27 protein-coding genes are annotated in these 26,851 nt (G+C 62.6%); 15 read left to right on the forward strand and 12 right to left on the reverse strand.

The features are described from left to right. Positions 1 to 81: 81 nt before the first annotated feature. From RA21_RS00265 to RA21_RS00280, 4 genes are all read right to left on the reverse strand, one after another. Positions 82 to 1,485, reverse strand: a complete 1,404-nt coding sequence (locus RA21_RS00265) for a DEAD/DEAH box helicase (protein ID WP_029204795.1) — start codon at positions 1,483 to 1,485, stop codon at positions 82 to 84. Between the two features lie 183 nt (positions 1,486 to 1,668). Further along, on the reverse strand, positions 1,669 to 2,610 hold the full coding sequence (locus tag RA21_RS00270) for a glycosyltransferase family 2 protein (RefSeq protein ID WP_039145431.1): 942 nt from the start codon (positions 2,608 to 2,610) through the stop codon (positions 1,669 to 1,671). Next, positions 2,600 to 3,355, reverse strand: a complete 756-nt coding sequence (locus RA21_RS00275; RefSeq protein ID WP_039145433.1) for a hypothetical protein — start codon at positions 3,353 to 3,355, stop codon at positions 2,600 to 2,602. Before RA21_RS00275 ends, RA21_RS00270 begins: the two co-directional genes overlap by 11 nt. A 38-nt stretch (positions 3,356 to 3,393) precedes the next feature. Continuing rightward, positions 3,394 to 5,001, reverse strand: coding sequence for a peptide chain release factor 3 (locus tag RA21_RS00280; protein ID WP_039146392.1), 1,608 nt, complete (start codon positions 4,999 to 5,001; stop codon positions 3,394 to 3,396). Between the two features lie 186 nt (positions 5,002 to 5,187). Here RA21_RS00280 and RA21_RS00285 point away from each other — a divergent pair, with 186 nt between their 5' ends. Together RA21_RS00285 and RA21_RS21910 are read left to right on the forward strand one after the other, a co-directional pair. After that, positions 5,188 to 6,795 (forward strand): ATP-binding protein, encoded by a 1,608-nt coding sequence (locus RA21_RS00285; RefSeq protein WP_039146395.1) that lies wholly within the window; start codon positions 5,188 to 5,190, stop codon positions 6,793 to 6,795. 210 nt (positions 6,796 to 7,005) lie between these two features. Further along, positions 7,006 to 7,371: a BrnA antitoxin family protein gene (locus tag RA21_RS21910; protein WP_052254164.1), complete on the forward strand. Its 366-nt coding sequence runs from the start codon at positions 7,006 to 7,008 to the stop codon at positions 7,369 to 7,371. Positions 7,372 to 7,634: 263 nt separating this feature from the next. Here RA21_RS21910 and RA21_RS00295 read toward each other — a convergent pair whose 3' ends face one another. Continuing rightward, positions 7,635 to 8,015: a VOC family protein gene (locus RA21_RS00295; RefSeq protein ID WP_039145434.1), complete on the reverse strand. Its 381-nt coding sequence runs from the start codon at positions 8,013 to 8,015 to the stop codon at positions 7,635 to 7,637. A 39-nt stretch (positions 8,016 to 8,054) separates the two neighbouring features. Here RA21_RS00295 and RA21_RS00300 point away from each other — a divergent pair, with 39 nt between their 5' ends. Then, positions 8,055 to 8,597 (forward strand): winged helix-turn-helix transcriptional regulator, encoded by a 543-nt coding sequence (locus tag RA21_RS00300; RefSeq protein WP_039145435.1) that lies wholly within the window; start codon positions 8,055 to 8,057, stop codon positions 8,595 to 8,597. A gap of 170 nt (positions 8,598 to 8,767) precedes the next feature. On the opposite strand, the gene RA21_RS00305 is transcribed toward RA21_RS00300, so the two are convergent. From RA21_RS00305 to RA21_RS00320, 4 genes are all read right to left on the reverse strand, one after another. After that, positions 8,768 to 9,190: a response regulator gene (locus RA21_RS00305; protein WP_039145437.1), complete on the reverse strand. Its 423-nt coding sequence runs from the start codon at positions 9,188 to 9,190 to the stop codon at positions 8,768 to 8,770. A 15-nt stretch (positions 9,191 to 9,205) separates the two neighbouring features. Next, on the reverse strand, positions 9,206 to 11,008 hold the full coding sequence (locus RA21_RS00310; RefSeq protein WP_039145439.1) for a CHASE domain-containing protein: 1,803 nt from the start codon (positions 11,006 to 11,008) through the stop codon (positions 9,206 to 9,208). 236 nt (positions 11,009 to 11,244) lie between these two features. Beyond that, the gene (locus tag RA21_RS00315) at positions 11,245 to 12,084 is read right to left on the reverse strand and encodes a glycosyl hydrolase (protein WP_241477362.1); all 840 of its coding nucleotides are present in this window, start codon (positions 12,082 to 12,084) and stop codon (positions 11,245 to 11,247) included. Between the two features lie 151 nt (positions 12,085 to 12,235). After that, a complete protein-coding gene (locus RA21_RS00320) occupies positions 12,236 to 13,249 on the reverse strand; it encodes a Hint domain-containing protein (RefSeq protein ID WP_039146401.1) in 1,014 nt (337 codons plus the stop codon). 205 nt (positions 13,250 to 13,454) lie between these two features. On the opposite strand from RA21_RS00320, the gene RA21_RS00325 reads away from it, so the two are divergent. From RA21_RS00325 to RA21_RS00345, 5 genes are all read left to right on the forward strand, one after another. Further along, positions 13,455 to 14,234: an SDR family oxidoreductase gene (locus RA21_RS00325; protein WP_039145441.1), complete on the forward strand. Its 780-nt coding sequence runs from the start codon at positions 13,455 to 13,457 to the stop codon at positions 14,232 to 14,234. A 15-nt stretch (positions 14,235 to 14,249) separates the two neighbouring features. After that, the gene (locus tag RA21_RS00330; protein WP_039145443.1) at positions 14,250 to 15,374 is read left to right on the forward strand and encodes a hypothetical protein; all 1,125 of its coding nucleotides are present in this window, start codon (positions 14,250 to 14,252) and stop codon (positions 15,372 to 15,374) included. Between the two features lie 232 nt (positions 15,375 to 15,606). Then, positions 15,607 to 16,656: a methyltransferase domain-containing protein gene (locus RA21_RS00335; protein ID WP_039145444.1), complete on the forward strand. Its 1,050-nt coding sequence runs from the start codon at positions 15,607 to 15,609 to the stop codon at positions 16,654 to 16,656. Between the two features lie 222 nt (positions 16,657 to 16,878). Next, complete coding sequence (locus RA21_RS00340) at positions 16,879 to 17,985, forward strand: ABC transporter ATP-binding protein (RefSeq protein WP_039145446.1); 1,107 nt, start codon at positions 16,879 to 16,881, stop codon at positions 17,983 to 17,985. Positions 17,986 to 18,027: 42 nt separating this feature from the next. Beyond that, positions 18,028 to 18,879 carry a GNAT family N-acetyltransferase gene (locus tag RA21_RS00345; protein WP_039145448.1) on the forward strand — a complete coding sequence of 284 codons (852 nt, stop codon included), beginning with the start codon at positions 18,028 to 18,030 and terminating at the stop codon, positions 18,877 to 18,879. Positions 18,880 to 18,943: 64 nt separating this feature from the next. Here RA21_RS00345 and RA21_RS00350 read toward each other — a convergent pair whose 3' ends face one another. Then, entirely contained in the window at positions 18,944 to 19,618 is a 675-nt protein-coding gene (locus tag RA21_RS00350) for a helix-turn-helix transcriptional regulator (protein WP_039145450.1), read from the reverse strand. Positions 19,619 to 19,719: 101 nt separating this feature from the next. Further along, positions 19,720 to 20,028: a hypothetical protein gene (locus RA21_RS00355; protein ID WP_039145452.1), complete on the reverse strand. Its 309-nt coding sequence runs from the start codon at positions 20,026 to 20,028 to the stop codon at positions 19,720 to 19,722. A gap of 226 nt (positions 20,029 to 20,254) precedes the next feature. Here RA21_RS00355 and RA21_RS00360 point away from each other — a divergent pair, with 226 nt between their 5' ends. The 6 genes from RA21_RS00360 to RA21_RS00380 all read left to right on the forward strand — a co-directional run bounded on the left by RA21_RS00360 (position 20,255) and on the right by RA21_RS00380 (position 24,593). Further along, positions 20,255 to 20,470 (forward strand): twin-arginine translocase TatA/TatE family subunit, encoded by a 216-nt coding sequence (locus tag RA21_RS00360; protein WP_019295955.1) that lies wholly within the window; start codon positions 20,255 to 20,257, stop codon positions 20,468 to 20,470. A gap of 6 nt (positions 20,471 to 20,476) precedes the next feature. Continuing rightward, the gene (tatB, locus tag RA21_RS00365; RefSeq protein WP_039145454.1) at positions 20,477 to 20,953 is read left to right on the forward strand and encodes a Sec-independent protein translocase protein TatB; all 477 of its coding nucleotides are present in this window, start codon (positions 20,477 to 20,479) and stop codon (positions 20,951 to 20,953) included. Further along, complete coding sequence (gene tatC, locus RA21_RS00370; protein WP_019295953.1) at positions 20,950 to 21,840, forward strand: twin-arginine translocase subunit TatC; 891 nt, start codon at positions 20,950 to 20,952, stop codon at positions 21,838 to 21,840. The genes tatB and tatC overlap by 4 nt, the downstream gene beginning before the upstream one ends. A 246-nt stretch (positions 21,841 to 22,086) precedes the next feature. Further along, positions 22,087 to 23,013 carry a DMT family transporter gene (locus RA21_RS00375; RefSeq protein WP_039145455.1) on the forward strand — a complete coding sequence of 309 codons (927 nt, stop codon included), beginning with the start codon at positions 22,087 to 22,089 and terminating at the stop codon, positions 23,011 to 23,013. 206 nt (positions 23,014 to 23,219) lie between these two features. After that, on the forward strand, positions 23,220 to 23,663 hold the full coding sequence (locus RA21_RS22490) for a hypothetical protein (RefSeq protein WP_152610457.1): 444 nt from the start codon (positions 23,220 to 23,222) through the stop codon (positions 23,661 to 23,663). 288 nt (positions 23,664 to 23,951) lie between these two features. After that, on the forward strand, positions 23,952 to 24,593 hold the full coding sequence (locus RA21_RS00380) for a hypothetical protein (RefSeq protein WP_039145457.1): 642 nt from the start codon (positions 23,952 to 23,954) through the stop codon (positions 24,591 to 24,593). Positions 24,594 to 24,660: 67 nt separating this feature from the next. Here the strand turns inward: RA21_RS00380 and RA21_RS00385 are convergent, their stop codons facing one another. Next, the gene (locus RA21_RS00385; RefSeq protein WP_241483454.1) at positions 24,661 to 25,824 is read right to left on the reverse strand and encodes an adenylate/guanylate cyclase domain-containing protein; all 1,164 of its coding nucleotides are present in this window, start codon (positions 25,822 to 25,824) and stop codon (positions 24,661 to 24,663) included. 127 nt (positions 25,825 to 25,951) lie between these two features. Here RA21_RS00385 and RA21_RS00390 point away from each other — a divergent pair, with 127 nt between their 5' ends. Further along, positions 25,952 to 26,794, forward strand: a complete 843-nt coding sequence (locus RA21_RS00390; protein ID WP_019295950.1) for an ATP-binding protein — start codon at positions 25,952 to 25,954, stop codon at positions 26,792 to 26,794. The last annotated feature ends 57 nt before the right edge of the window (positions 26,795 to 26,851 follow it).

The following is a 26,851-nucleotide window of genomic DNA, read 5'->3' on the forward strand; positions in this document are numbered from 1 at the left end:
TGTGCATTGCGGGCAGGCCTGAATGCCACAAAAAAAGGCCGCCCCGGGGGCGGCCTGATCTTTCTGCCTGCTGCTGAGGTATCAGCTGGCGCGGCGCTCGGCAAAGCTGAGCGCGATAAAGCTCGGCAGGTGGTCGCCCATGCCAACCACAGCCTTGTCGTCACGCTTGCCGTGTTTGCCGCCGCGGCCAGAGGAACGCTCCTGCTTCTGCGCGGGCTTTTCATCCCTGCGGCGCTCGCGGCTCTCGTCCTTGCGGCTTTCACGTGTTTCCGCGTCTGCCTTGTCTGCTTTTTCCGCTTTGGCAGGGCGGGCAGGTTTTTCTTTCTTGGGCTCCGGCTTGACCGGGTTCTCCAGCCGCGGAATTTCCTTCTGAATCAGGCCTTCCACTGCGGCCAGCGCCTTGTCGTCGCGCGGGATGCAGATGGTGATTGCCTTGCCCTCGCGGCCGGCACGGCCGGTGCGGCCGATGCGGTGGACGTAGTCTTCTGCGTGGCCTGGAACGTCAAAGTTGAACACATGGCTGACGCTCGGCACGTCCAGACCGCGTGCAGCCACATCAGAGGCTACCAGAATGCGCAGGTTGCCTTCGCGGAATGCGTCCAAGGTCTTGGTGCGCTGGCTTTGATCCAGGTCACCGTGGATGGCAGCCGCGTCATAGCCGTATTTCTTGAGCGATTTCGCGCAGATATCCACATCCGTCTTGCGGTTGCAGAAGATGATGCCGTTGGTCAGCTTGTCGCCCTCAGCGTCGATCAGGGCGCGCAGCACCTTGCGTTTCTCGCTGCCCTCGCGGTCACGCCGCGACGCCTTGAACTGCACAACGGCCTGTTCGATGGTCTCCGACGCGGTGGCCTGGCGGGCCACTTCGATACGGGCCGGGCCGGACAGGAAGGTGTTGGTGATCCGTTCGATCTCCGGTGCCATGGTGGCGGAGAAGAACAGGGTCTGGCGGGTAAACGGCGTCAGCGAGAAGATGCGCTCGATATCCGGGATGAAGCCCATGTCGAGCATCCGGTCGGCCTCGTCCACCACCATGATCTGCACACCGGTGAGCAGCAGCTTGCCGCGCTCGAAATGGTCCAGCAGACGGCCCGGGGTGGCGATCAGCACGTCGACACCCTTGTCGATCAGCGCGTCCTGCTCCTTGAAGGAGACCCCGCCGATCAGCAGCGCCTTGGTGAGCTTCACATGCTTGGCGTAGGTGTCGAAGTTTTCCGCCACCTGGGCGGCCAGCTCGCGGGTGGGGCACAGCACCAGGCTGCGCGGCATCCGGGCGCGGGCGCGGCCGCGGGCCAGAAGCGTGATCATCGGCAGCGTGAACGACGCGGTCTTGCCGGTGCCGGTCTGGGCGATTCCCAGAACATCGCGCCCCTCCAGCGCAGGCGGAATGGCTCCTGCCTGAATCGGGGTGGGGGTTTCGTACCCGGCTTCCTCAATAGCTTTGAGGACCTTGGGATTAAGGTTCAGATCGGTGAATTTTGTCATATGCATCCGTCATTGCGGACACTGACCTGGCCCGCGCGTGTGTGTTGCAGCCGGCTCCGCAAAAGGTCATGCGGTGTGGCAGCTGCCGGCTCGTGGCGGGGCATAGCAAAATCCCATGCTGAGGTCAATTAATGCCGGATTTTGCAAGGTTTTCGTTGCCAGGATCGGCAAAATGGAAACAAATCAGCCGAAACCGGGGAAGTGTTTTTGCCGTTTCTCCTCCAGGCCGAGGGGGCGATTCCTCAAAAGGCCGCGCTCCTGCAGCTTGCGGTAGACCGCCGGGTCCTTGGCGCTGATTTCGTCAAAGAAACTGCGCAGGCCGTTTTCACCGTGTTCCTCCTCGATCAGCGACAGCAGCTCATGCGTGTTGAGCCCGCCCATGATCCGGGCATAACCCGGACCAAGCTCTGGCCGGTAGGAGCCGCGTTCCAGGCGGTACCGGTAGACGGATTGCCAATGCTCCCAGCTGGCCGCATGGCAATGGCACAGGTCGGCCTGAACCAGTTCGTGGCTTTCAGCAAGGGTCCCACCCTCCTGAAACAGGTTATGAATCCGCAGTTCGGCGTTGGGCAGGCCAGTTCTTGCTATGACCTTGCCCGCGGTATGGCTCAGGAAACCGCCTTTGAGAAAACCGCCAAAGGCCGGGTAAACCGCCCGGACTTCCGCCTCCCGCTCAGGCCCCTTGGGGATCATCGCCTTGAATTCGCCCTCGCGTCCCGCCAAGGCCTCCAGCGGACGCACCCGGGCGCTTAGGACGCCCTGCGGCAGTGCAGCCAGCATCTGCCCCAGATCGCAGGACGGCCACAGGAATTCATCCACGTCAATATGTGCGATCCATTCCGTCTGGATTCGCTCATAAGCGTGGGTTGCATTCAGTGTCTGGCGGACCTGGTGCTTGACCGGACGGTGCTTCTTGAGCCGCTTCCAATGGCTGGCGTCACAGGTGGTGACCCTGACCTTGGGATGCTGTTTCAGGTGCGCATAGGCTTCCGGGTTCGGCTCATCCAGATAGATGTGCAGCCGGTGGGCGCCCAGGTCGAGGTGATAGGCGGCAAAATCCAGAATGGCCGTGGTGTCAGCCTTGATGGTGCTGACGATGCCCCATTTGACAGGCTCAGCCGTCATCGCGACCTGTCCTGTTCTTGTAGCGCTGGATACGGCCAAAGATGCTGCGCGGGTCGCTCATCACCATCCGCAGCATCTGCACACCCAAAGGGCGCAGAACCGCGTCATTCTCGGCATGGCGCCACAGCCGGGCGAGCAGGTTCATATCCAGGTCGCCCCGCTCCAGCGCGTAGGGGACCATGCCAAAGGCCAGATCGTCCGGTTTCGGACCGCCGCGCTGCCTGGGAAACCCGTCGCTGTTCTTGCGGCGGCTTTCGCGGCGTTCGCTGTCGTGCAGCTTGATCAGGTCGAACAGCAGCATCAGCCCCTGGCCGCCCAGGCGCTGGTCGATGGTTTCCCCGTGATCGGCAAAGGTGGTTGCAGCGGCGATCAGCCAGCGCACCGGCAGCCCGGCGGCCAGGTCTTTGCCATGCTCTGTCCAGATGCGCAGGAACAGCTGCCGGGCCAGCGGGTGCGGCGGCTGCCGACGCAGGATTGCGATGCATAACGCGTGCAGCGCCCACAGCTCCGGCTGGCTGATGAATTCAGTCCGCAGCAGAGCTTGCTTGCGCAGAGCGTTGCAGCGGTCCTCAGCCATTTCCGACGTGTCGGGAGCCTCAGAAATCCGCTGTTCGAGGAGCGCCTTCAGGTCGCAATCTGCGGGCGGCAAGGCTGCAAGCGGATTGTCAAACGGCCGCTCCCGCTTTTCCAGCCGGCGCATCAGGGTGAAGAACCCGCCAGGGTAGTTTTCTTGATCCAGGTCCATGGCGGGTTTCAATAATTTCGGGTCCAATGACTGCGCGGTTACACCATCATTTCCTTGGTCGCGGTCAGATTCAAGTCCGGATAATCGCGTACCACCCGGTCGATGTCCCATTGCAGGCGGGTCAGATAGACGATGTCGCCGTCGTGGTCATGGGCGATGTGCTGCTTGTTGGCGTTGGTGAATTTCTCCACCGCTGCCTTGTCGCCGCTGACCCAGCGGGCGGAGGTGAACTGGCTTGCCTCGAACCGCACCGGCAGGCCGTATTCCATCTCGATCCGGCTGGCCAGAACCTCGAACTGCAGCTGGCCCACGACGCCGACGATGAAGCCGGAGCCGATTGAGGGTTTGAACACCTTGGCGGCGCCTTCCTCGGCGAACTGCATCAGCGCCTTTTCCAGGTGCTTGGCCTTCATCGGGTCGCCCGCTCGCACACCCTGCAGCAGTTCCGGGGCAAAGGATGGGATGCCGGTCACCCGGATTGCCTCGCCCTCGGTCAGGGTGTCGCCGATGCGCAGCTGGCCGTGGTTGGGGATGCCGATGATATCGCCGGCCCAGGCTTCTTCCGCCAGCTCCCGGTCGGAGGCCAGGAACAGCACCGGGTTCGACACTGCCATCGGCTTTTTGGTGCGCACATGGGTCAGCTTCATGCCGCGTTTGAAGTGGCCGGAGGCCATGCGGACAAAGGCCACGCGGTCGCGGTGCTTGGGGTCCATGTTTGCCTGAACCTTGAACACAAAGCCCGCAACCTTCTTTTCCTCGGGGCTGACCTGGCGCGGTTCGGCGGACTGCGGCTGCGGCTCGGGGCCGTATGCGCCGATACCGTCCATCAGTTCCTTGACGCCGAAGGAGTTGATGGCGGAGCCGAACCAGATCGGTGTCATGTGGCCTTCCAGCACTGACTGGGGGTCCAGGGCGGGCAGCAGTTCGCGCGCCATCTCGACCTCTTCCAGCAGCTTGTCCAGCAGATGCGCTGGCACATGTTCGGCCAGCTTGGGGTCGTCCAGGCCCTCAATCGCAATGCTTTCCGCCACCTTGTTGCGGTCGGCGCGGTCCATCAGCTCCAGCCGGTCGCGCAGCATGTCGTAGCAGCCGATGAAATCGCGCCCGACACCGATGGGCCAGCTGGCCGGGGTCACGTCGATCGCCAGCATCTCCTGGATCTCGTCGATGATCTCAAAGGTGTCGCGGCTTTCGCGGTCCATCTTGTTACAGAAGGTCAGGATCGGCAGGTCGCGCAGGCGGCAGACCTCAAACAGCTTCTGCGTCTGGCTTTCCACACCCTTGGCACCGTCGATCACCATCACCGCCGCATCCACCGCCGTCAGCGTGCGGTAGGTGTCCTCGGAAAAGTCCGAGTGGCCGGGCGTGTCCACCAGGTTGAAGCGGAAACCGCTGAAATCAAAGGACATTGCAGACGCCGAGACAGAGATCCCGCGATCCTTCTCCATCTGCATGAAGTCCGACCGCGTGCGCCGCGCCTCACCCTTGGCCCGCACCTGGCCGGCCATCTGAATAGCACCGCCATAGAGCAGGAACTTTTCAGTCAGCGTGGTCTTGCCGGCGTCCGGGTGCGAGATGATCGCAAAGGTCCGGCGCCGCGCAATTTCGGCGGGCAGTTCGGGGCGGTTTGCAGCGGTGTCCAACATGCGGGTGGCTGTATCCACAAACCGCGTCAGAGGCAAGGAAAACGGAGGCTGGAGGGCGCGCTGGACCAGCATTCCGCAAAGACATCGAATGTTTTGCCTATAATTCGCTAACGCTTTTCCTGTAACACTTGCGCCGCACCTGTGTGTTACAGGATTTCAATGGCCCACCCGTTTCAGGAACGATACGTGCAGCAGGATGAATTCTCAGATCATTTTGGCGTTCTCGACGCAGTCGAAATCGCGGTGATCGTTCTGAAGGTGGGCGACGACGGCCTGCCGCGCTACGTCGCCATGAACACCAGGTCGCGGGAGTTCACCAAGTTCCAGCGCAGTGATTATGCAGGCAAGACTGCGCTTGAACTCTATGGCGGGGCAACCGGCCGCCGTGCCTTGAACCACCATCTGGCGGTCATCAGCAGCGGCAAGGAAGCCACCTACGATATTGTCCTTCCTACCCAGAACAGGGAAAAATACCTCAGCACCACGCTTCGCCCCGTGTTCAATGAAGAGGGGCGGCTGACCTATCTCGTCGGCTCTTCGACTGACGTCACGACGGAACGGGAACGCGATGAGGCGCTGGAACTGACCCGGATGGCGCTGGACAAGGCCGAGGAGGCCAGCCAGGCCAAGGAACGGTTTCTAGCCAACATGAGCCACGAGATCAGGACGCCGATGAACGGCATCATCGGCATGTGCGAGCTGCTCAAGGAGACGGATCTGGACGAACAGCAGCAGCTGTTTGCCGACACGATTTTCAACTCCGCAAACGCCCTGCTGACAGTCATCAACGATGTGCTCGATTTCTCCAAAATCCAGGCCGACAAGATCTCCCTGCACGATGCGCCGTTTTCACTGCGGGACGTGGTTCAGGACGTGGGTACTCTTCTGTGGGCCAGGGCTGCCTACAAGGGGATCGACCTTCGCACCGAATATCCCGAAGATGTGCCGCATGAGTTTGTGGGCGATGCGAGCAAGATCCGCCAGATCCTGATGAACCTGCTGGGAAACGCGATCAAGTTCACCGAAGACGGCCATGTTACCGTTAGCGCCGCCTATGACCCCCGGGCCGCCAAATTTCCCCTGCGCATTCAGGTCTCGGATTCCGGTATCGGGATCGAGCCCTCGCAAATGAAATGGATCTTCTCCGCCTTTGAGCAGGTCGACCGGCAGGCGGTCCGTGTGATCGAGGGCACCGGTCTGGGACTGGCCATCACCCGTGCCCTGGTGGAGCGGATGGGGGGCACGGTCACGGCCTCTTCTGTGCCTGGAAAAGGGTCGGTGTTCACAGTTGGCCTGAACCTGCCGCAGGCGCGAGAAGCTGCGCCTGACGGCCCGGACATGGCACCGTTTCAGGACAGCAGGCGGGCGCTGAACGCTCCGCCCGGCATGGCGGTCCCGGAGCTGCCGCCGGAGGCGCTGAATGGCATGCGCATCCTGGTGGCGGAGGATAACAGGACCAACCAGCTGCTGGTCCGCAAGATGCTGAAATCCACCGGCGCCGATTTGCGGTTTGCCGCTAATGGTTTGACTGCGCTGGAGGTTTTCACCGCCGAAGGCGCCGATCTGATCCTGATGGACCTGTCGATGCCGGTTCTGGGCGGGCTGGACGCCACCCGCCGGATCCGTGCGCATGAACGGGAGGCAGGGCTGCCGGAATGCCCGATCATCGCCCTGACCGCCAATGCCCAGCCCAGCGATGTCGAGGCCTGCCTGGCCGCCGGGATGAATGATTTTCTGGCCAAGCCCTTCCGCAAGAATGAGCTGCTGGCCAGGATCCTGCGGCAGGGAAAGTAAGCCCCAGAAGCCGGGGGTGCCAGGCGTGCACCCCCTGTGCACCCTCTGTGCACCCCCTGGTGCCGGACGGCGGGGCCAGGGGCGTGCCCGGAGGTGTTGCGCGGGCACCGTACGCACCGCTGGCGCGGAATTAACCGGACTGGGGCAGGGTGGTGCAAAGCGCGGGAGTGCCGCCGCGCACCGCAACCGCCGCCGCCAAGGGAGAGAACGATGCCCAGCAAGCGATACTACGACAATGAAATGCAGCTGGAGCTGGACGCGCTGCAGCAGGACCTGCGCCGCGACTGGCTGGATAAGAGCCTGCCCCGCGAATGGGACGGCATGGACAGCTGGGAGCGGATCGACAAGCCGAAGACCCGTGTCACAATCCGGCTGGACGCGGACATGGTGAAATGGTTCCGAAAGCTGGGCCCGAACTACAGCCGCCGGATCAACTCCGTGCTGCGAACCTACTGGATGGCGCTCATGGCGGGCTACATCCAGGCTCATGACAAGGACAACACGATCCTGCGCCTGAGCCTGCAAGCACGCTACATCGCCATGGGCCGGAACGCGGACGGGACGGAGAAGAGGTGAGGAGGAAAGGGCGGGCTGCGTTTGGCAAACCTCCCATTGTGAATTTTGCCTTCCGGTTGGGAAGCAACGTTCCACACCGATCAAGGCATTCGGCCGCTGAGAGCCCATTCCGGCTAATGCTGCGGAGGCTTTAGGCGGCCGCTTTGGGGACATGTTTGGCGACTGCGGCTGAACGTGCAGCCCCGAAGAAGTGCCGTGAGCTGGAGCTGAAACCGTGCCTGCCAGAAGCAGACACGCTGCAGTGGCCGCAAGAAATCCGCGTGTTACTCAATCCCGCCGGTCAAATCCTGCGCAAGCATCAGCGCATTGCCGTCGGGGTCGTAGAACGTCGCGGTTTTGACCATGCCCTCGACGACATCCGTCTCGCCGTCAAATTTGACTTTGGCCTGCTCCAGTTTCTGCCGGGCCGAATCCAGATCAGCGATCCCAAAGACTGGCACGCAGTTGCCGGGTGCTGGTTTGGTGTGCTCGCCAAGGCCAATGACGACACCGGGCGTGTTCGTCCGAAGCTCGGACCAGCCCGCCTCATCGGCATGATAGAGCAGCTCAAATCCCAGCATGGCTTCGTACCACTTCGCGCTCGCATGGCGATCCCTGACCGACATTGCGATGGTGATGGTTTGATCGACTGCGACAAGTGACATGGGCTTTCCTTATGACTTTAAATATACTAACTATACTTTATGGACATTAAGGCGTTTGTCAATATCACATCAAAGGCTTGGGCGCTGCCCATACTCTCGTGCCTGCATTCGGGCGTCGCCGGACGGCAAGCGCCCCTGTTGGCTGCGACCGGTGCAGGCAGAACCGCCTTCGCCCAAAGCATGGATCACCTGATTGAAATTGGATTGATTGAACGAAATCCTGGGTATGGTCATCCGCTGCGCCCGGAGTTCCGCCTTACACAGTTGGGGATTGCAGCGGCGGCCATTGCCCATAAGATCCGCGATGTTTCGGCAGAGGAAGATCAACAGTTGCTGCGCCGGTCGTGGACATTGCCGATCCTGACATCGCTCCACACACCAAGCCATTTCAGCGAGATCAAGCGAAACCTGCCGGCGATAACAGACCGGGCGTTGTCGCAATCATTGAAATCCATGGAGGCAAGAAGCTGGGTGTGCCGCAGCGTAGATGGCGCCGCCCGCCCGCCGAGGTCGATCTATTATGCGGTGAACACTGGTGGCCTGATCAGCCAGGTCATTGCACCTGAAATTTGCTTCGCTTAGAAAAAACGGCCGTTAGCCGGAAGATGACGAAAGTCAGGAAAGCCCCGCTTTTCCCAAATTGATTTTCCGCAGCCTTTGTCTGGATGGCTGCGAACTCTTGTCTTGCAGACCACGGGAATGAGGACGGATGCCGCATCGGTTTCGGCTGGTCCGGGCTGGCCGCGCCGGGGTCAGGCGCTGGCGCAGAGCGGCGGGGTGCAGACCTCCCACATGTCCTGCAGCGCGCTCAGCACTTTTTTGGTGCCCGCAGAGGAGCTCGGCTTGACGATGTAGCCGCTGACATTGCGGTGGTAGGCGCGGGCAATGTCCTTGGGGTTGTCCGAGGTGGTGAACATGAAGACGATGTTGCCGGAAATCTCTTCCTTGGCGCGCAACGCATCGAGGAACTCATGCCCGTTCATTCGCGGCATGTTGATGTCCAGCAGAATGAAGAAAGGGCGCGGCAGATCCCGCGCGCGTTCGGTGGTGAGGATGTCAAGCGCTTCCAGGCCGTCGCAGGCCCGCACGATCCTGGCTGACGGGGAATGCTTTTTCAGCGTGCGCTCCAGAATGAGAGCGTCCACGTCATTGTCCTCAACCAAAAGGATATTCATTCAGTCTTCTCCACGTCAGGCGGCCTTGTCTTGATGCCGGGCGGCGGCGGCCCCCTGGCCGGGCCAGCTAAACCGGAAATCGGCGCCTTGTCCAACCGCTGATTGCAGGGTCACCTTAAATCCGTGGCGTTCCACAGATTTCTTGACGATGGCGAGGCCAATCCCGGTGCTTTCCGGCTGGCCAGCGCGCCGCAGGGTCTGAAAGACGTCGAAGACCCGGCGGTGGTGCTCCGGCGCGATGCCGTTGCCGTTGTCGCGGACTGAGACATCGTAGCGGCCGTCCGCCTCCACCACGCTGACGGTTATTCTCAGGCGCTCCGGCTCGGGATGGTATTTGACCGCATTGCCGGTCAGATTCTCCAGCACCCGGACAAAGTTGAATGTGTCCGCAGCAATATGCGTCACGTTCCCGCACAGCTCCAGCTGGCTGGCGGACAGGCCGAGGTCGGAGCGGAGCGTGTCCATCACGTCCGGCAGGCTGATCACCTTGTCCTCGACCGCATGGTTGCCGGTGCGTGCGTATTCCATCACCCCCTGGGTCAGGTCATTCATCCGGCGCACCCGTTCCGCGATCCGCTGCAGGTTGGCGGCCACTTCCGGGTCCGCATCAGCGGAGTTGAAGTAGCCCCCAAGATCCTCCTGGATCATTTCCGTCAGCGAGCCGATGCCGCGCACCGGCGTCTTGAGGTCATGGGAGGTGATATAGACGAACTGTTCCAGCTCCTCGTTGGCTTTTTCGAGCTTTGCGGTTTCTGCCTTGAGGTCTGCCGTGACCCTGTCTGCGTAGGCGCGGGCGCGCTGATTGGAGCGGGCCATGAAGAACAGAAGCGAAATGACCAGCGCCTCGATCACCAGGCCGCCGATGAGAATGAGTGTCGGCTGCGAGTAGGAATGCGCCTGCCGGAAGCCCAGGCTGGTGCGGAAATCAATGGTCCAGTTGCGCCCGTAGATGTCCAGCTGGACGGTCTCTGCAAACTTGGGGGAGGGGTCGAACTGGGGGTCTGCCGGATCATGCTCGTCATAGATCATTTCGCCGCTGTCGCTGATGCTGAAGCGCACATTCCGGAGCTCCTTGGACAGCAGGCCTGCCATCAGCTTGCGGACCACAAACGGCGCGTAGACCATGCCGTCCAGATGCCGCTTGCCATCGGTCTGTGCACCGTTGCGGCCATCCGAGTAAAAAGGCGCGTAGAACAGGAAACCGGGGGTGCTGTTTTCATCCTGCACCAGCACGATCGGGCCGGTGATCCGGGCCTCGCCGGATGCGCTGCTGGCCAGGGCGGCCTCGCGGCGGTTGGTTTCGTGGGCAACGTCCAGGCCAACGGCGGCAGCGTTCAGCTGTTCGGGTTCGATGAAGGAGATCGGCAGGCGGATGCTGTTATCATGCGCCGGGTAGACCGAAAAATCCGGCCGTTCTCCGCGCCGGGCCTGCATGTAGGCGCCGAACTGGCCGGGCTCGACATGGTGGATGATGCCAATTCCGTTGATGCCGGGGTAGCGTTTGTCCAGCCGGAGGGTCTGCGCAAAGGCCTTCCACTGCTGGTAGGTCATGTCGCCGCCATGGGACTGGACGGCTGAAACACCGGCCCACAAGGCATCCTCATATTTTGCCATCCGTGCGGAAATCAGGCCGGTGGCCTGATCGCGGGCTTCCTTGAAGGCATTTTCGATGCGGTTTTCCGTCTGCGCATTGGCATAGTACCAAGCGCCGAAGGTCATCATCAGCGACAGGGCAATCACCAGGGCATGGATCAGGGACAGGTGGCTGTCTTTAATGAAGCGGCGCCAGCTTTCCAGTTTGGACAATGTATTCGGCATGGAAATCACAACCCTTTGCGCGTTCGTTCCATTCTGCTTTTAAGTGACTTAACAATACATAAACATTCTCTGTGGTTGTGATTGTTTTTTAGGGAAGCAGAGGCAAATTTGAACTGGCCTGCAGGGGAAATGCGGCAGCTGCCCGCATTTAAGAGCGGCTGGCATGGCCGTGCGCCTGCTGTGCTGGAAGAGCTCCCAAGCAGCGGGTTTGCCGGTCCGGCACCCGAAGCGCTGCTTCAGTTGCTGGCCACCTGCAGGCCGGCCGCGCGGCTGACGGCGCGGGCAAAGGCGTCCCCAGCCTGGGTCGGGGTCAGGTCATCGCGCAGCAGGTTGATCTGCGGCGCACGGCCCTGCCAGGGGTAGGGGTTGGCGGCAAACCAGGCGTGGCGCTCGACAAAGGGCAGGCGCTCCATCATTGCAATCGCCTTGCGGGCAAAGGCAGCGTTCTGCGCGTGGCTGGCGGCGGCGGGGCGGTTCCAGTCGATATGGGCGAACTCCGTCACCCAGACGGGGCGGCCGTATTCGCGGTGAACGGCACGCAGCCAGCGCTCAAACTCCTTCACGTTGCCATCCGTGGAATAATAGTGGACGGCCATGAAATCGACGCGCAGACCCTTGGCTTCGGCCTGATCCATGAAGCGACGCAGCCAGGAGCCGGGCCCCAGGGTGCCGTGCTGGGTGGTGGCCGGGCTGCCCAGGCGCAGCCCGTGGCGTTCCAGTTTCGGCCAAAGTTTTATGGCTTGCTGCACGCTCATCCCGGCCTGATGGCCGCCGGTGTGCCCGTCCGGCTCGTTAAAGCCCAGAAGCGCGGTGACCCTTTGGTCCGAGCGGATGCGCTTGTTCACGTCGCGGGCACCATGGATCATCGGCACAAATTCGACAGAGCGGCTTTGGCGGCCCTTGTGGTACATCTGATCCGGGCGCCAGTTGTAGTACCAGCCGAGGCCAGGGGTTTCCTCGATCCAGGCCAGGATGTTGTGGCTGGAGTTCTCCCACGCACCGACGCCTGCTTTCTGCGCCGCGGCCGGCCATGCCAATAGCATAAGCCCCAAGGTGAGGAAGATGTGCCTGATCATGCTGCTCTCTTATTATTGGCAGCAAGATAGCAGGATCTGGTGTGGGAGTCAGTCTGAAACCACTAAATACAGGTGCAATTGGCAGCAAATTGCCCGCATCCCTGCAACCGGTTGAGAGCAAAGGAAAACGGTTCGGCCTTCGGCCCGCAGCTTAGCGCAGGGAGGACCGTTTCAGCAGCCGCACCGCGTCGGGCCGGTCCAGCAGGGAGCGGCTCACGTCCAGCCCGTGGGCGCCGCGCTGGTGCGAGTCGGGCAGGGTGCCGGGGCGGGAGGCCCAGAAATCCTCGGGCAGCACCTGCCGGGTGACCGGGTCGAGGAAGGTGCTCTCAGCCGCAATGCCCTCGGCATAGATGATGTGGTGCTGGTCGAACAGGATCTGGAAGTAGTCGGTAAAGCCGCCGTCCAGCACCACCACACTGCTGCCGTTGACCAGATCGCGGGCGCGTACCAGCAGTTCCGGCGCGCCGGCGCCGATCTCGTCGCGGCGCTGGTAGACCATCAGCCGGTGGCCGGGGCTGACGATCAGGTCGTTTGAGTTGTTGAGGGCGCCTTTGCGGATCAGGATCGGGGCCATGTCGCCCACTGCCCGCAGGGTGGACTGGCCGACCCAGCGCACTTCCTGGATGCCGTCGTCGCGGGTCAGCACACGGTCGCCGGCGCGCATGTCCTCAATCGCGCGCTGTTCGCCGGTCGACAGCGTTATGCGGGTGCCGCGGGTAAAGGACACACAGGCCGATTGCGCCAGCTTGCGCCGTGCCGGCTCACGCTCTGCCTTGACCAGCGTATAGGGGGTTTGCACCTGCAGGGGCGCCAGCGGCACCAGGAAGATGGCGGCAATGTAGCCCTCGGCGTCTGCCTCCACCATCACCAGAATCTCGGTGTTGGGGCCGCGGTCGGGCATCAGGGTCAGCAGGCAATCCAGATGCAGCACCGCGCCCGGGGTGCCGATGGCGGTGCCGTCGGCAATGGTGAAGCTGCCGTCATGGTGGGCAGCGATGCCGAGGCGCTGCGGCGGGGCCGGGCTGTCGAGCAGGTAGATGTCATCGAGCACCAGATCCTCGAGCACGCCAAGCGGATCGCCCGCGTTGGCGCCGTATTCAACGCGGAAACGCTCGGCCGGGTAGGCCTGAACGGAGGAAAGGCTGGCGGTCACTGTCTGTCCCATCTGCGGGTCTGTCTTGGTCCATAATGCGGGCGCGCGCAGGGCGCTGTCCAACAGAAATGCCCGCGGAATGTGGCACAAAGGCGGTGGAACGGGGCTGTTTTTCCGGCAGCTTCACGATTGCGTCAGCCGCCGGGCGGGGCTGGTCTTTGCCAGCCACGCGGTGCAAGCTCCGGCAAACGGTGGAGAATCCGGAGGGAGATGAGCAATGGACTTGGGTATTTCGGGCAAGCGCGCGCTGGTCTGTGCCAGCAGCAAGGGGCTGGGCCTTGGCTGCGCCGAGGCGCTGGCGGAAGCCGGTGTGAACCTGGTGATGAACGCCCGCGGGGCTGAGGCGCTGGAGGCCTCGGCGCAGGCCATTCGCGATCAGTACGGGGTTGATGTGGTGACAGTGGCTGCGGATGTGGCGACGCCGGAGGGGCAGAAGCAGGTGCTGGATACGGCGGAGGGCGTCGATATCCTGGTGACCAACGCGGGCGGGCCGCCGCCGGGCATGTGGACCGACTGGGACCGCGAGGATTTCATCAAGGCGCTGGATGCCAACATGCTGGCGCCGATTGCGCTGATGAAGGCGCTGCTGCCCGGCATGATGGAGCGCGGCTGGGGCCGGGTGGTCAATATCACCTCGGTGTCGGTCAAATCGCCGGTGTCGGTGCTGGGGCTGTCAAACTCGGCCCGTGCGGGGCTGACGGGCTATGTCGCGGGCACCTCGCGGCAGGTGGCGGGCCACGGGGTTACCATCAACAACCTGCAGCCGGGCATCCATGCCACCGACCGCGCCGTGGCGCTGGACGGCGGCGCGGCCAAGGCGCAGGGGATCACCCCCGAAGAAGCGCAGAAGCAGCGGTTTGCCACCATTCCCGCGGGCCGTTACGGCACCCGCCAGGAATTCGGGGCCGCCTGTGCCTTCCTGTGCTCGCAGCACGCGGGTTTCATCGTCGGGCAGAACATCCTGCTGGACGGCGGCGCCACCAACACCACGATGTAAGGAGGAGCGGGGCGCATGGATGGCGGGTTTTCCCTGAAGGACCAGTTGTTTAACCGGGAAAAGGTTCGCCATCTGGCGGGCTTGTTCGCGGCTGCGGACGGCGGGTTTGATGCTGAACGCTTCGAGGCGCGGGTTATGGCCGATCTGCCGGCGCTGGAGCTGAAGCAGCGGATGGCGCTGATTGCAGATGTGCTGGCAGAGCATCTGCCGGCGGATCTGCCCGACGCCGCGCCGGTTCTGTTGAAGGCGCTGCCGCCGCCGCTGGATCCGTCCAAGACCGACGATGATTTCGGCGACTTCATCTATGCGCCATTGGGGGAATATGTGGCCGCCAAAGGCATCGAGGCGCACCCGGAGCTGTCGCTGGACCTGCTGGAGGAAATCACTCAGCGGTTTTCCATGGAATGGGCAATCCGCCCCTTCCTGAACCGGTGGCGGGGTGAGGTGCTGGCGCGGATGGAGGTGTGGGCCAGCCACTCCAGCTATCACGTCCGCCGACTGGTCAGCGAAGGCACCCGGCCGCGGCTGCCCTGGGGCGAAGCGGTGGGATTGCAGCTGGATGAGCCGCTGCCGCTGCTGGACCGCCTGCATTCCGACCCGACCCGCTATGTCACCCGCTCGATCGCCAACCACCTGAACGACATCGCCAAGAAAGATCCGGATCTGGTGATGGACCGTTTGGAGGCGTGGCAGGCCGCCGGGGCGCAGTCGGCCAAGGAACTGGGCTGGATGACCTCCCACGCGCTGCGCGGATTGGTCAAGGCAGGCCACCCGCGGGCGATGAAGATGCTGGGATATGACCCGGATCTGGAGCTGGGCGCCGAAATCGTGCTGAAATCGCAAAATGTAAGGATTGGTGACGCGCTGGAGTTCTCCGCGCAGCTGCAGGGGCAGGCAGGGTCGCCGGTTCTGGTCGATTATATCCTGTATTTCCAGCGTCCTGGCGGGAAAGTGTCCGCCAAGGTGTTCAAATTGAAGCAATCGAAAATTTCAGGCAAATTATTGCAATTGGACAAGCGCCACAAGCTGAAGGGCAACGCCACGACCTTCAAACTGGTGCCGGGGCTGCACCGGATTGAGCTGATGGTGAACGGCAGAGTGCGGGCCGAGGCGGCGTTTGAGCTGCTGCCGGAGGGGTGAGATTTACACCAGCAACTGAATGTTCGTTCCGCCTGGCCGAAGGCCGGGCAGCGCCCGTCCCGCCCTCACCGGGGCGGGCGTTTTGCTTCCTGCCCCGGCGGGACGGGCGCTGCCCTCAGTGACTTGTCCGCACGTGCCATCACAGTTGCGTCAAGCCTCCCGCCGGCCCGATTGCCGGAGTGCCTGAGGGGCGCTATCCCGATGGTCCGGAACCATCAGGAAGGGCGCTCCCATGAAACATGAAAACGTGCAGGCTTATTACGGCGAGGTGCTGCAGGGCAGCGAGGATCTCCAGACCAATGCCTGCTGCACGCCGGGCGACATGCCGGATCATGTGAAGGCGGTGCTTTCAAAGATTCACGATGAGGTGCTGACCCGCTACTACGGCTGCGGCCTGATCGCGCCGGAGGCGCTGGAGGGCGCGCGCATCCTTGATCTCGGCTGCGGTGCGGGCCGGGACGTCTATGCGCTGTCGGCGCTGGTGGGCGAACACGGCAGGGTCGTCGGCGTCGACATGACGCCTGCCCAGCTGGAGGTGGCGCGCCGCCATCAGGACTACCATGCTGAGGCATTTGGCTATGCCAAGTCCAACGTCGAGTTTCACCACGGGTTTATCGAGACGCTGGAGGAACTGGAGCTGGAGCCCGGCTCCTTTGACATCATCGTCTCCAACTGCGTGATCAACCTGGCCACCGACAAGGGCGCGGTGCTGCGCGGCGCGCATCACCTGCTGAAAGAGGGCGGGGAGATGTATTTCTCCGACGTTTACGCCGACCGGCGGGTGCCGGAAGAGATGGCGCAGGATGAGGTGCTTTATGGCGAATGCCTGTCCGGGGCGCTGTATTGGAACGATTTTCTGACAATCGCGAAAGAGTCGGGGTTCAAGGACCCGCGGATGGTGACCTCACGCCTCCTGACCATTGAGAACCCGGTGCTGGAGAAGCGGGTGCAGCCGCTGAAGTTCCTGTCGGCCACTTACCGGCTGTTCAAGCTGTCCGCCTTGGAGCCGGCATGCGAGGATTACGGGCAAGCGGTGATCTACAAGGGCACCATTGATCATGCGCCGCACCGGTTCATGCTGGACGGCCACCATGTGATCGAGGCGGGCAAGGTGTTCCCGGTCTGCGGCAACACCTGGATGATGCTGCAGGACAGCCGCTTTGCCCCGCATTTCGAGTTTATTGGCGATTTTGAGACCCACTACGGGATCTTTGCCGGCTGCGGCGGCAGTTCGCCCTTCAACGGGCTGGAGCAGGACGGTGCGGCGTCGGGGTGCTGTTAACACGGTCAATTTGCCACTGAATCCAACCGCCCGGCGGTGCCGCCGGGCAGCGTCCGTCCGCCCTCACAGGCGGGCGCTTCGCTTACCCGCCCTCGGACGGACGTTGCCCTCAGCGCGATTTCATGGCCGACCGCTGCTTTTCTGACCGCTTGCGGCCCTGCCTCTGGGTTGCTATCCCGTCGAGACCCCAAGCGTTTTCATCGGAAACAGCCCCGAGGCCTCATGAACACTGCCCCCGCCGGCATCAGCCGAACGATCGCCCCGCCGCGGCTGGAAATCCGCAATATCCGGCGCTTCTTCGAAGGGCGCGCGGTGGTCGACGATGTCTCGCTGCAGATCCAGGCGGGGCAGGTGACCTGCCTGCTGGGTCCCTCGGGCTGCGGCAAATCCACCACCCTGCGGATGATCGCGGGCGTGGAGATGCAGGACAGCGGCGAGATCTATGTCGATGGCAAGCTGATCTGCGACACCGTGTTCAGGGTGCCCCCCGAACGGCGCGAGATCGGGCTGATGTTCCAGGACTTCGCCCTGTTCCCGCACCTGAGCGTCGCCGACAACGTGGGCTTTGGCCTGAAGGGCAGCAAGGACGAGAAACGCGCACGGGTCGAGGAGCTTTTGAACCGGGTCTCGCTCAAGCGCTTCATCGATGGCTACCCGCACCAGCTGTCGGGCGGCGAGCAGCAGCGGGTGGCGCTGGCCCGGGCGATTGCGCCGCGCCCGCGCATCATGCTGATGGATGAGCCGTTCTCCGGCCTCGACAACCGGCTGCGCGACGGCATCCGCGATGAGACGCTGAGCCTCTTGAAAGAAGAAGACACCGCCGTTCTGCTGGTGACGCATGAGCCGGAAGAGGCGATGCGGATGGCCGATGAGATCGCGCTGATGCGCGGCGGCCGGATCGTGCAGCAGGGCGCGCCCTACAACGTCTATACCCACCCTGCGGACAAGGCCGCGGTCTCCTTCTTCAGTGACGTGAACGTGCTGAAGGCGGAGGTGAACGGCGCGCTGGCCAAGACGGCCTTTGGCGAGTTCCTGGCGCCCGGCGTGGCGGATGGCACCGCGGTGGAAATCGTGTTCCGCCCGCAGCATCTGCGCATCGACTTCGACCGCGGCGGACAGGGGCCGCTGCCGACCCCCAGCGACGGGGTGCCGGCCCGCGCAACTGTTGAGCGGGCGCGTTTCCTGGGCAGCGAGAGCCTGGTGGAGTTCCGTATGGATTTCGATGGCTCGGTGCTCAAGGCCACGGTGCCCAACGTGTTCCTGCCGGAAGCGGGGCGGGTGATGTGGCTGACGGTGCGCCGCAACCGCTGTTTTGTCTTTCCTGCCTGAGCGTTAGCGGGCATTCTGCAACTGAGGAATCCGGAGGTGCAGATGCAGGGCAGCTATCAGATCCGGGCGTTGACGCTCGCGGAAATCCAGACCGCTGTGGACTGGGCCGCGCGTGAGGGCTGGAACCCGGGCCACCGGGATACGGCCTGCTTTGCGAGCGTTGATCCGGAAGGCTTCTGGGGCGGGTTCCTGGGCGGGCAGATGATTGCCTGCATCTCTGTAGTGAACTACGGCGCGGCGTTCTCCTTCCTCGGCTTCTACATCGTGGCGCCGGAGCATCGCGGGAAGGGCTTCGGCTATGCGCTTTGGCAGCGGGCGCTGGAACACGCCGGGAGCCGGGTTGTTGGTCTGGATGGTGTGGTGGACCAGCAAACGAACTACCGCCGCTCCGGCTTTGAGCTGGCGTACCGCAACATCCGTTTTGGCGGGGTGCCGTCGGCCGGGCTGGCGGTTTCCACCGAGTTCAATCTGCAACAGCTGACTGCCCCAACGGCGGAGCTGGAAGCGATGGATGCCCGCGTCTTTCCGGCGCCGCGCCGGGGGTTCTGGCAGCAGTGGCTGGGGGCGGAGGGGCATCACTCCTTTGCCGCTTTCAAGGATGGCCAGTTGGCTGGCTTCGGCACGCTGCGGCCGTGCGGCAGCGGCTGCAAGATCGGGCCGCTGGTTGCGGTCTCCCGCGTGGCGGCCGAGGCGGTTCTGGCGCGGCTGCTGCAGGACCTGCCTGCGGGACAGGAGGTGTTTCTGGATGTGCCGGAGCCCCAAGCTGCGGCGGTTGAACTGGCGCGCTCGCTGGGGCTGGCGCCGGTGTTTGAAACCGCCCGGATGTACCGCGGGCCTGCTCCGCAGTTGGAGACGGACCTGATTTACGGGGTGACCTCGTTTGAACTGGGGTAGGGGGCGCTGACCCCGGCCCGCCGGGCCTCCCCCGGGATACTTTCAGCCAGATGAATGAAGGATCTCAGGAGCTGTAGGGATCATAGTCCTGCAGCCGCTTGCCGGGTTCGTCCACGAACAGCTCGGGCAGGGCGGAGGTGTCCTCGATGAGGTCGACGCGGAACACCCGGAAGTCTCCGCGCGTCTCGCACCAGGCGGTCAGGGTCCAGACCCGGCCCCAGTATTCCATGTGCAGCGGGCGGATCTTCCGCTCTGTCAGGGTGCCGTCGATGCGGCGGTAGGTCAGCTGCAGTTTCTGCCGCGCCTTGATGGCGGCGCGCAGCGTGGGCATATGGGCCAGGGCGCGGGCGGCGTCGGAGAAGGGGTAGACCGCGAATTTCCAGGCGTCTGCCTCGGCGATGGTCTGTTCCGGCAGCACCGCGTCCACCTTGGCGGCCAGCGACAGGGCGGCGGCCTTCAGGTCCGGGTCGGCGGCCTCAGCAACAATGGCCATGCCGAGGTTCAGCGCCTCCAGCTCCTCTGGCGTCAATGTCAGCGGCGGCAGGCTGATCTGCTCGCGCACCATGTAGCCGACGCCGCGCTCCCCCTCCACCGGCACGCCGGAGGCCACCAGCGTGTCCATGTCGCGGTAGATGGTGCGGGTGGAAACCTCCAGCCGTTCGGCGATGTCCTGCGCGCGGTGCAGTTTCCCGTCGCGCAGGATCTGGATGATTTCAAAAAGGCGGTCGGTGCGGCGCATGGGGCTAGCCTTTGCGCGGTGGCGTCAGGAGGTCAAGGGCTGCGCCCGGCCCGCAGGCGCAGCCTGCAGTGTTTCGGGCCTTCAGGCGCAGCCCGGGAGGCTTAGGGCGCCATCTGCCACCGCACCTCTTCATGGCGCATGCTGGCGCTGTCCGGGGCAATGGCCGCCATCACCTCCGGCGTGAAGTCCTGCTGCATGAATTCCTGCGCCACTTTCTGCGCCGTCGCCATGTCCTTCCAGACCACATAGTCGGTCCAGCTGCCATCCTCGCCCTGGCTAAGCTGGCGGGTGACAAAGCCGTCCTGCGCGCGCACGAAGCCCTCGGTGCGCTGCATCAGGGCGGTGAAATCGGCGGGACTCACGCCATCGGTCAGTTTGAAGGTTACGATTTCGGCGACATGTTTGCTCATCACGTTTCTCCTTTGTTCATGTGATGGGCTGGATTTACCGCCCTCCAACTGACATAAACCTGTCAGTTGGGTGCAAGCGGCTGTCAAAAACTTCGGATTCCCGCGCTTGCAGGCGCTTTCTGCGTGCGGAGTTGCTTTCGCTCAAAGCCGCGCCCGCGCTAAACCCGTAGCGAACAATTCTACCGGCGCCGCCAATCCGCGCCGGATCAAGTAAGGAGAGACTCACATGCTCAACAACATCGGCCTGCCTGGCCTGCTGCTCATCGCTGTCGTGGTGCTGGTCCTGTTCGGCCGCGGCAAGATTTCCTCGCTGATGGGTGAGGTCGGCAAGGGCATCACCTCGTTCAAGAAGGGCATCAACGAAGGCAGCAAGGAACTGGAGCAGGACGCCGCGGACGTGGCCAAAGACGTGACCCCCGAGTCCGAAAAAGACAAGGCCTAAGCGCGGATGTTCGATCTTGGGTGGACCGAACTGCTGGTCATCGGCGTTGTCGCGCTGATCGTCGTCGGCCCCAAGGACCTGCCGGTGCTGTTCCGCAACGTGGGGCGGTTTGTCGGCAAGGCCAAGGGGATGGCGCGCGAGTTCAGCCGGGCGATGCATGACGCGGCGGATGAGGCCGGGGTCAATGAGGTCGCCAAGGGGCTGAAGGCTGCGTCGAACCCGATGAGCACCGCCATGGACGGGGTCAAGCAGGCGGCGCAGGAGATGGCGACGTCGATCGACCCGACCAAATACGACCCCAACAGCGAGACCGGCAAGCTGGCGGCGGAACGCGCCGAGGATGCCAAGAAGATCCAGGCATCAACCGCCCGCGCCGCGGCGGAGCGCAAGGCGCGCGAGGCCGAGGAAGCGCTGGCCAAGGCGGAAGCGGCTGAGGCGGCGCTGAAGCCTGCGGCAGCGAAGGAAGAAGAGGCCAAGTCATGAGCAAGACGGATGAGATCGACGACTCAACCGCGCCGCTGATCGAGCATCTGGCCGAACTGCGCAACCGGCTGATCCATTCGGTCGCCGCCTTTATCGTCGGCATGGTGATCTGTTTCACCGTGGCAACGCCGGTGTTCAACTTCCTGACCGCGCCGCTGTGCCAGGTACTGGCCGAAGGCGGGCAGGACTGTGCGCTTATCTTCATCAGCCCGCAGGAAGGCTTCTTTGTCGCAATCAAAATCTCCTTCCTGGGCGGCTTCATCCTGGCGTTCCCCTATATTGGGTTCCAAATGTGGCGGTTCGTGGCGCCGGGGCTGTATAAGTCCGAGAAGGGGGCGTTCCTGCCCTTCCTGATCGCCTCGCCCTTCATGTTCCTCTTGGGCGCCAGCTTTGCCTTCTATGTGGTCACGCCGCTGGCCTATGACTTCTTCCTGGGGTTCCAGCAGTTCGGTTCCGGCGGCGAGGCGGTGGTTGGCGAGCAGGTCAATCAGGGCCTCAGCGTGGTGTTCCAGGGCTCCGCCCAGGAGTATCTGAACCTGACGATCAAGTTCATCGTGGCCTTTGGCCTGTGTTTCCAGCTGCCGGTTCTGCTGACGCTGATGGGCAAGGCCGGTCTGGTAAGCGCCGAGGGACTTGGCTCTGTCCGCAAATACGCGGTGGTGGCGATCCTGGTGCTGGCGGCGCTGGTGACGCCGCCGGATGTGATCACCCAGATCATCCTGTTTGTGGTGGTTTACGGGCTCTATGAGATCTCGATTTTCCTGGTCCGCCGGGTAGAGGCCAAGCGCGAGGCGAAGCTGCGCGCGGAGGGCTACTATGACGACGAGGAAATGGAGGCGCATCCGGATGAACCGGTGCCTGCCGAAGCCGAGGACGGCAAGGGCTGACGGGCCGGAGAGAGTTTGAAATGGAAAAGCGCGCCTGAGAGGGCGCGCTTTTTTTATAGGAAGTGCTGGTCTGCATTGAGCCCTTTGCGGTCGTCCGCCTCCTGGCATCCTCTCGCGCCTGCAGCAAGCCGCGAACGGCGCAAAACGGCCGTTCAGGGCTCGTCGCCAAAGATAGCAGGGCGGGACGATGCGACCGTTCGATGAATCTCCGCTGCAAGAATCGCAAACCCGTGTTAGCTCTTGCGCATGGCAACGGCATCAACACAAAGCAGACCAGCAGTACCGTACGCGCTAGCGATTGCCGGTGTTCTGTTCGCATCAGTTTGTTTTGGATTGGTTCCCTACTTTAGCCGAGGGCTGACCGAGCAGGGTGTCGCACCATATGCCGTCGCATTCTATCGCTACATCGTAGCTGCAATTCTGCTGTTGCCTGTTCTCTTTAAGCACCGTCAAGCGTGGCGCGAGATTATTTGGGGTCTTTCGGCTGGGGCGGTGATGGGGCTGGGGTGGATTGGTTATGTGATGGCTCTGGAGACACTGCCCGCATCGACAGTGGGCGTGCTTTATATGACCTACCCGGTTTTCACGCTGGTGATAGCCTGGGCTTTCTTCTCCGATGCACCAACGAAGCGCGCTTTGCTCGCCTCAGGCCTCATTACGGTAGCGGCCGTTATAGCTGGCTCGCCTGCATCGGTGCCCCTGCAGCACATTCCTATGCTTTTGTTGTCGTTGGCAGCCCCCTTCGGCTTTGGCTTCGGTATTTGTGTTTTAGTCCACAGGCTGTCCCGCATCCCGCCGCTTGCACGCATTGCCTCCGTTTCCTTGGGATCGGTTCTTGGGCTTTTGCCGCTGATGGCGGGTGCCGACATCGCTGAGTTGCTCCCGGCGGGGCAGTCCGACTGGGTATTAATTGTCGGAATTGGTTTGATCACGGCTCTTGTACCGCAGCTCGTATACACGATCTGTTCGCCCCTGATCGGCGCTTCCCAAACTGCGGTCGTCGGAAGCATCGAATTGCCGACGATGTTTGCGGTTGGAGTTATTGCATTCGATGAAGTGATCACAATGCACCAAGCCGTAGCCTGCGTCCTGGTTTTGGGTGCGATAGCGATTACCAGAAGCCGGAAGACGCGCACTGTAACAACCGTTATTTCGAGAGAGCCAAAAAAGTAAGTTCGGGCTCGCACCCGCCTTACGCTGCGGCGAGACTAGGCGACCGGATCGAGCCCAAAATCACATATGCGGCGCATTGTTCGAAGGGCCGCTTTATGGGATAAGTCTCGACAGTCATCGGCTGCTGATACACTGGCTGAGCCTTCGGATTTTGCAGAAAGGCACGTTCTAGACCATTGGCACGAAGTGTTAGCAACCCGCCCAAAGTGAGCAAACCGAGACTTGGTGAGTTACCAACTCTTTGGTCAAAAATTGTCGGCATCAAATGCCCGGAATGTGGTCGCCCGCAGTCTCCAAGAAAGATGGGTTCAACCAACCCTTATCGCGGACACAATCGAACTGATTTTCATAAGTGCGGTGGGTGCGGCTCACTGCTCTATTTGACTGGCGAGCGGCGTCTCAGGAGGTTTTTCTTGCTGGATTTGCCGACATTTCTTGTAGTCGGCAACTTTGGATTTGCTCTTCTTAGAAATGTCGACGGATTGAACATATACCGTGAAGCTAGGGAAGCCTACGAACCAAATTTTGTAGGTTTTCTTCTGATCTGCGCTGCCATCTACATTAGTGTGAGTTTGCTGAGGCGATTTGAAATCGTCCGCATTGCGGCCTCACCAGATGTTGAGGACAAAGAAACGGATTCCAACTCCTGAACTATGCCGTACTGCAGGTCAACGAACCGCTGCAAACTGCTATCCCTCGTTCTGGTGTCGGAACGCATAACTGACATTCGCACAACCGCAGCGAATTCACACTTCGTCCCGCTCAATTGCCCTTCGCGGTTTCAGGCTATTCAGTCGATCTCCGTATAAGTGTAAGGCCAAGCCGCAGGAAGGACGTCCACATTCCCAACACTCTTTCGTGAAACCCCGCCCTCTGGCGTATCCATGCCCCGCCCCATGAGGCATCCTGCGGCCAGTCCTGGAATAAGGGAGGTTTCCATGAACAAGTTTCTTGCTGTCCTGACCTGCTCTGCGGCCTGCGCGCTGACCTCTGCGTCCTACGCCGAAGATCTGCCGATGGGGTTCTTTGTTACATCCGTTGGCCTTGGCGACGGCGGCAATCTGGGCGGGCTGGAGGGGGCGGATGCCCATTGTGCCAGCCTGGCTGAGGCGGCGGGCTCCACTGGCCGGACCTGGCGCGCCTATCTCAGCACGCAGGAAGAGGGCAAACGCGGCATCTCCGCCCGCTCCCGCATCGGCACCGGCCCCTGGTACAACGCCAATGGCGAGCTGATCGCTGTGGATCTGGACCAGCTGCACATCATGCCCAATATCTATGCCCGCACTGCGGTGGATGAGAACGGCAACCGCATCAAGGGCCGCGGCGATGATCCGAATGAGCATGACATCCTGACCGGCACCCAGGAGGACGGCACCGCCTATTTCCCCTGGCAGGAAGGCGACAAGACCTGCTCTAACTGGACCTCCAATGGCGAGGGTTCGGCCACGGTCGGCCACCACGACCGCCACGGCGGCGGCAACACGTCGTGGAATGCAGCGCATAACTCGCGCGGCTGCAGCGCCGAGAACCTGCGCTCCACCGGCGGCAACGGCTATTTCTACTGCTTCGCGGCGGATTGAGGCGGCAAGGGCGGGCTGGCTGGAGAGGTCAGCAACCACTGCGGTGCGCGGGTTTCGGCGTGCCTTTTCATGCGGCGGGACCGCGCAGGAAAAAGATCTCGACCGGATCGGAAACCCCGCGCACATTGTGGCGGCCGCAGCTGGCAAACAGACCGGGGGCGGCCGCGGCGACAGAGGCGGATGCCAGAACGGGATGCCCGGTGGATTTCGTCAGGCCTTCGATCCGGCTCGCCAGGTTCACCGCGGCGCCAAGGACGGTGAAATCCAGCCTGCCGGGGCTGCCGATATTACCATAGCTGACGCGGCCCGCGTTTAAGCCGATACCGATTTCCAGCGGCGGTTTGCCTGCTTCCGTGCGGGAGGTGTTCACCGTGGCAAGCCCGGCGAGCGCCGTTTGCGCGGCCTGTGCGGCTTGACGGCACTGTTCCGCGTGGCTGCTTCCGTCAGCGGCGGGGAAGATCGACAGAATGCCGTCGCCCATGAACTTCAGCACGTCACCGCCTGCGTCCTCAACCGCCTGCACCACCACGTCGAAATAGGTGTTCAGGGCGTCGAACACGTCCTCTTCGCTGGCACTGTCCGAGAGGGCCGTGAAGCCGCGCAGATCGGTGAACATGACAACAGCGTCCAGCGCCGTGCGCTCGCCGCGCTTGATGGAACCATTCCAGACCGCGTCCGACGGCCCATCGCCGAGATAGGTCCGCAGCAGGCTGCGCGAGGACTTGCGCATGGTGACGGGTTCCAGGGCTGAGGAGAGGCCGGGCAGGGAGGCCTCGATCATTGCCAGGTTCTCCGCCGTGAAGCCGCTGTCAGCCTGAGTGACAAAGGTGCAGCCGTGCATAGACCCGTCGCCGTAATACAAGAGCGTGGCATAGTAGTCGGTGCCGCCAGCCTCCGCGAACTCATGATAGGAAATGTGGTCGGCCTCAGGGTCTAGGCCGCGCAGGCTTTTGTGCAGCGGGCGGCGATGAGCCAGAATGTACTCAAAGGAGCTGCCGACATAGCTGTCCGTCAGCATCACATCATGGGTGACGTCGTAGCTCTCCGTGCTCTCTGGCGTCCAGACAACGCCCCAGGCAATCAGCAGCGGGTTTGCAAACCGCTGCCCGATGTTGACCCGCCACAGCGGCACCCCGGCCTCGATCAGCGTTGTGCAGAAGTGCGAGACAACCTTGACCGGATCGCCGCAACAGCGGCCTTCGGTCATCATCCAGCGGGAGAGAGCATCCATGGCGTCCATAGGGACAGGGTATACTTAAGGCTCGCAGCAGAACAGGTGCTGGCTTCCCCTTGCCGCTTGCCCCTGAACATGCTTTGAAACCCGGCAAAGACGGCCCGATGACGAAGGGAGGCACCACATGGACCAGATCGCATTGACCCGCATTGCCGAGGCGCTGGAGCGGATGTCGCCCGCGCCGTTGGAAACCCCTGATTTCAACGCGGCCGCCGCCTTTGTCTGGCATGTGGGGCCGGAGCGGCTGGAGCCGGTGGAGGCGGTGAACCGGGTTGATCTGAACCTGCTGGTCGGCATCAACCGCTCCCGCGATACGCTCTTGGAGAACACACGCCGGTTTGCGCAGGGCTTTGCCGCCAACAACGCGCTGTTGTGGGGTGCGCGGGGGATGGGCAAGTCGAGCCTGGTGAAAGCGGTGCACGGGGCGCTGGCAGGGGATCACCCGCAGCTCAAACTGGTGGAACTGCAGCGCGAAGACCTGCCCTCGGTCGCGCGGTTGCTGGGGCACCTGCGCGGCTCGGAGCACCGGTTCATCCTGTTCTGCGATGACTTGTCGTTCAGCCATGACGACCAGCACTACAAGAGCCTCAAGGCGGTGCTGGACGGCGGCATCGAGGGGCGGCCGGAAAACGTGGTGTTCTATGCCACTTCCAACCGCCGCCACCTGATGCCGCGGGACATGATCGAAAACGAGCGCTCCAGCGCCATCAACCCGTCGGAAGCGGTGGAGGAGAAGGTCTCTCTGTCGGACCGCTTCGGGCTTTGGCTGGGCTTCCACCCCTGCGATCAGGACGAATACCTGGCGATGATCGAGGGCTATTGCGCGGCCTATGGCGTTGAGGTGGAGGCAGAGGAGTTGCGTGCCGAGGCGGTTGAATGGCAAGCGACACGCGGCGCGCGCTCGGGCCGGGTGGCCTGGCAGTTCTTCACCGATTTGGCCGGGCGGCACGGGGTAAGCTTGCGCTGAGACAGTGCAAGCCTGAAATCGGAAAAGCCCGGCCAATCAGCCGGGCTTTACTTTGTT

The sequence above is a fragment of the Leisingera sp. ANG-DT genome, assembly GCF_000813785.1.
In the GTDB taxonomy this organism is placed as follows: Bacteria; Pseudomonadota; Alphaproteobacteria; order Rhodobacterales; family Rhodobacteraceae; genus Leisingera.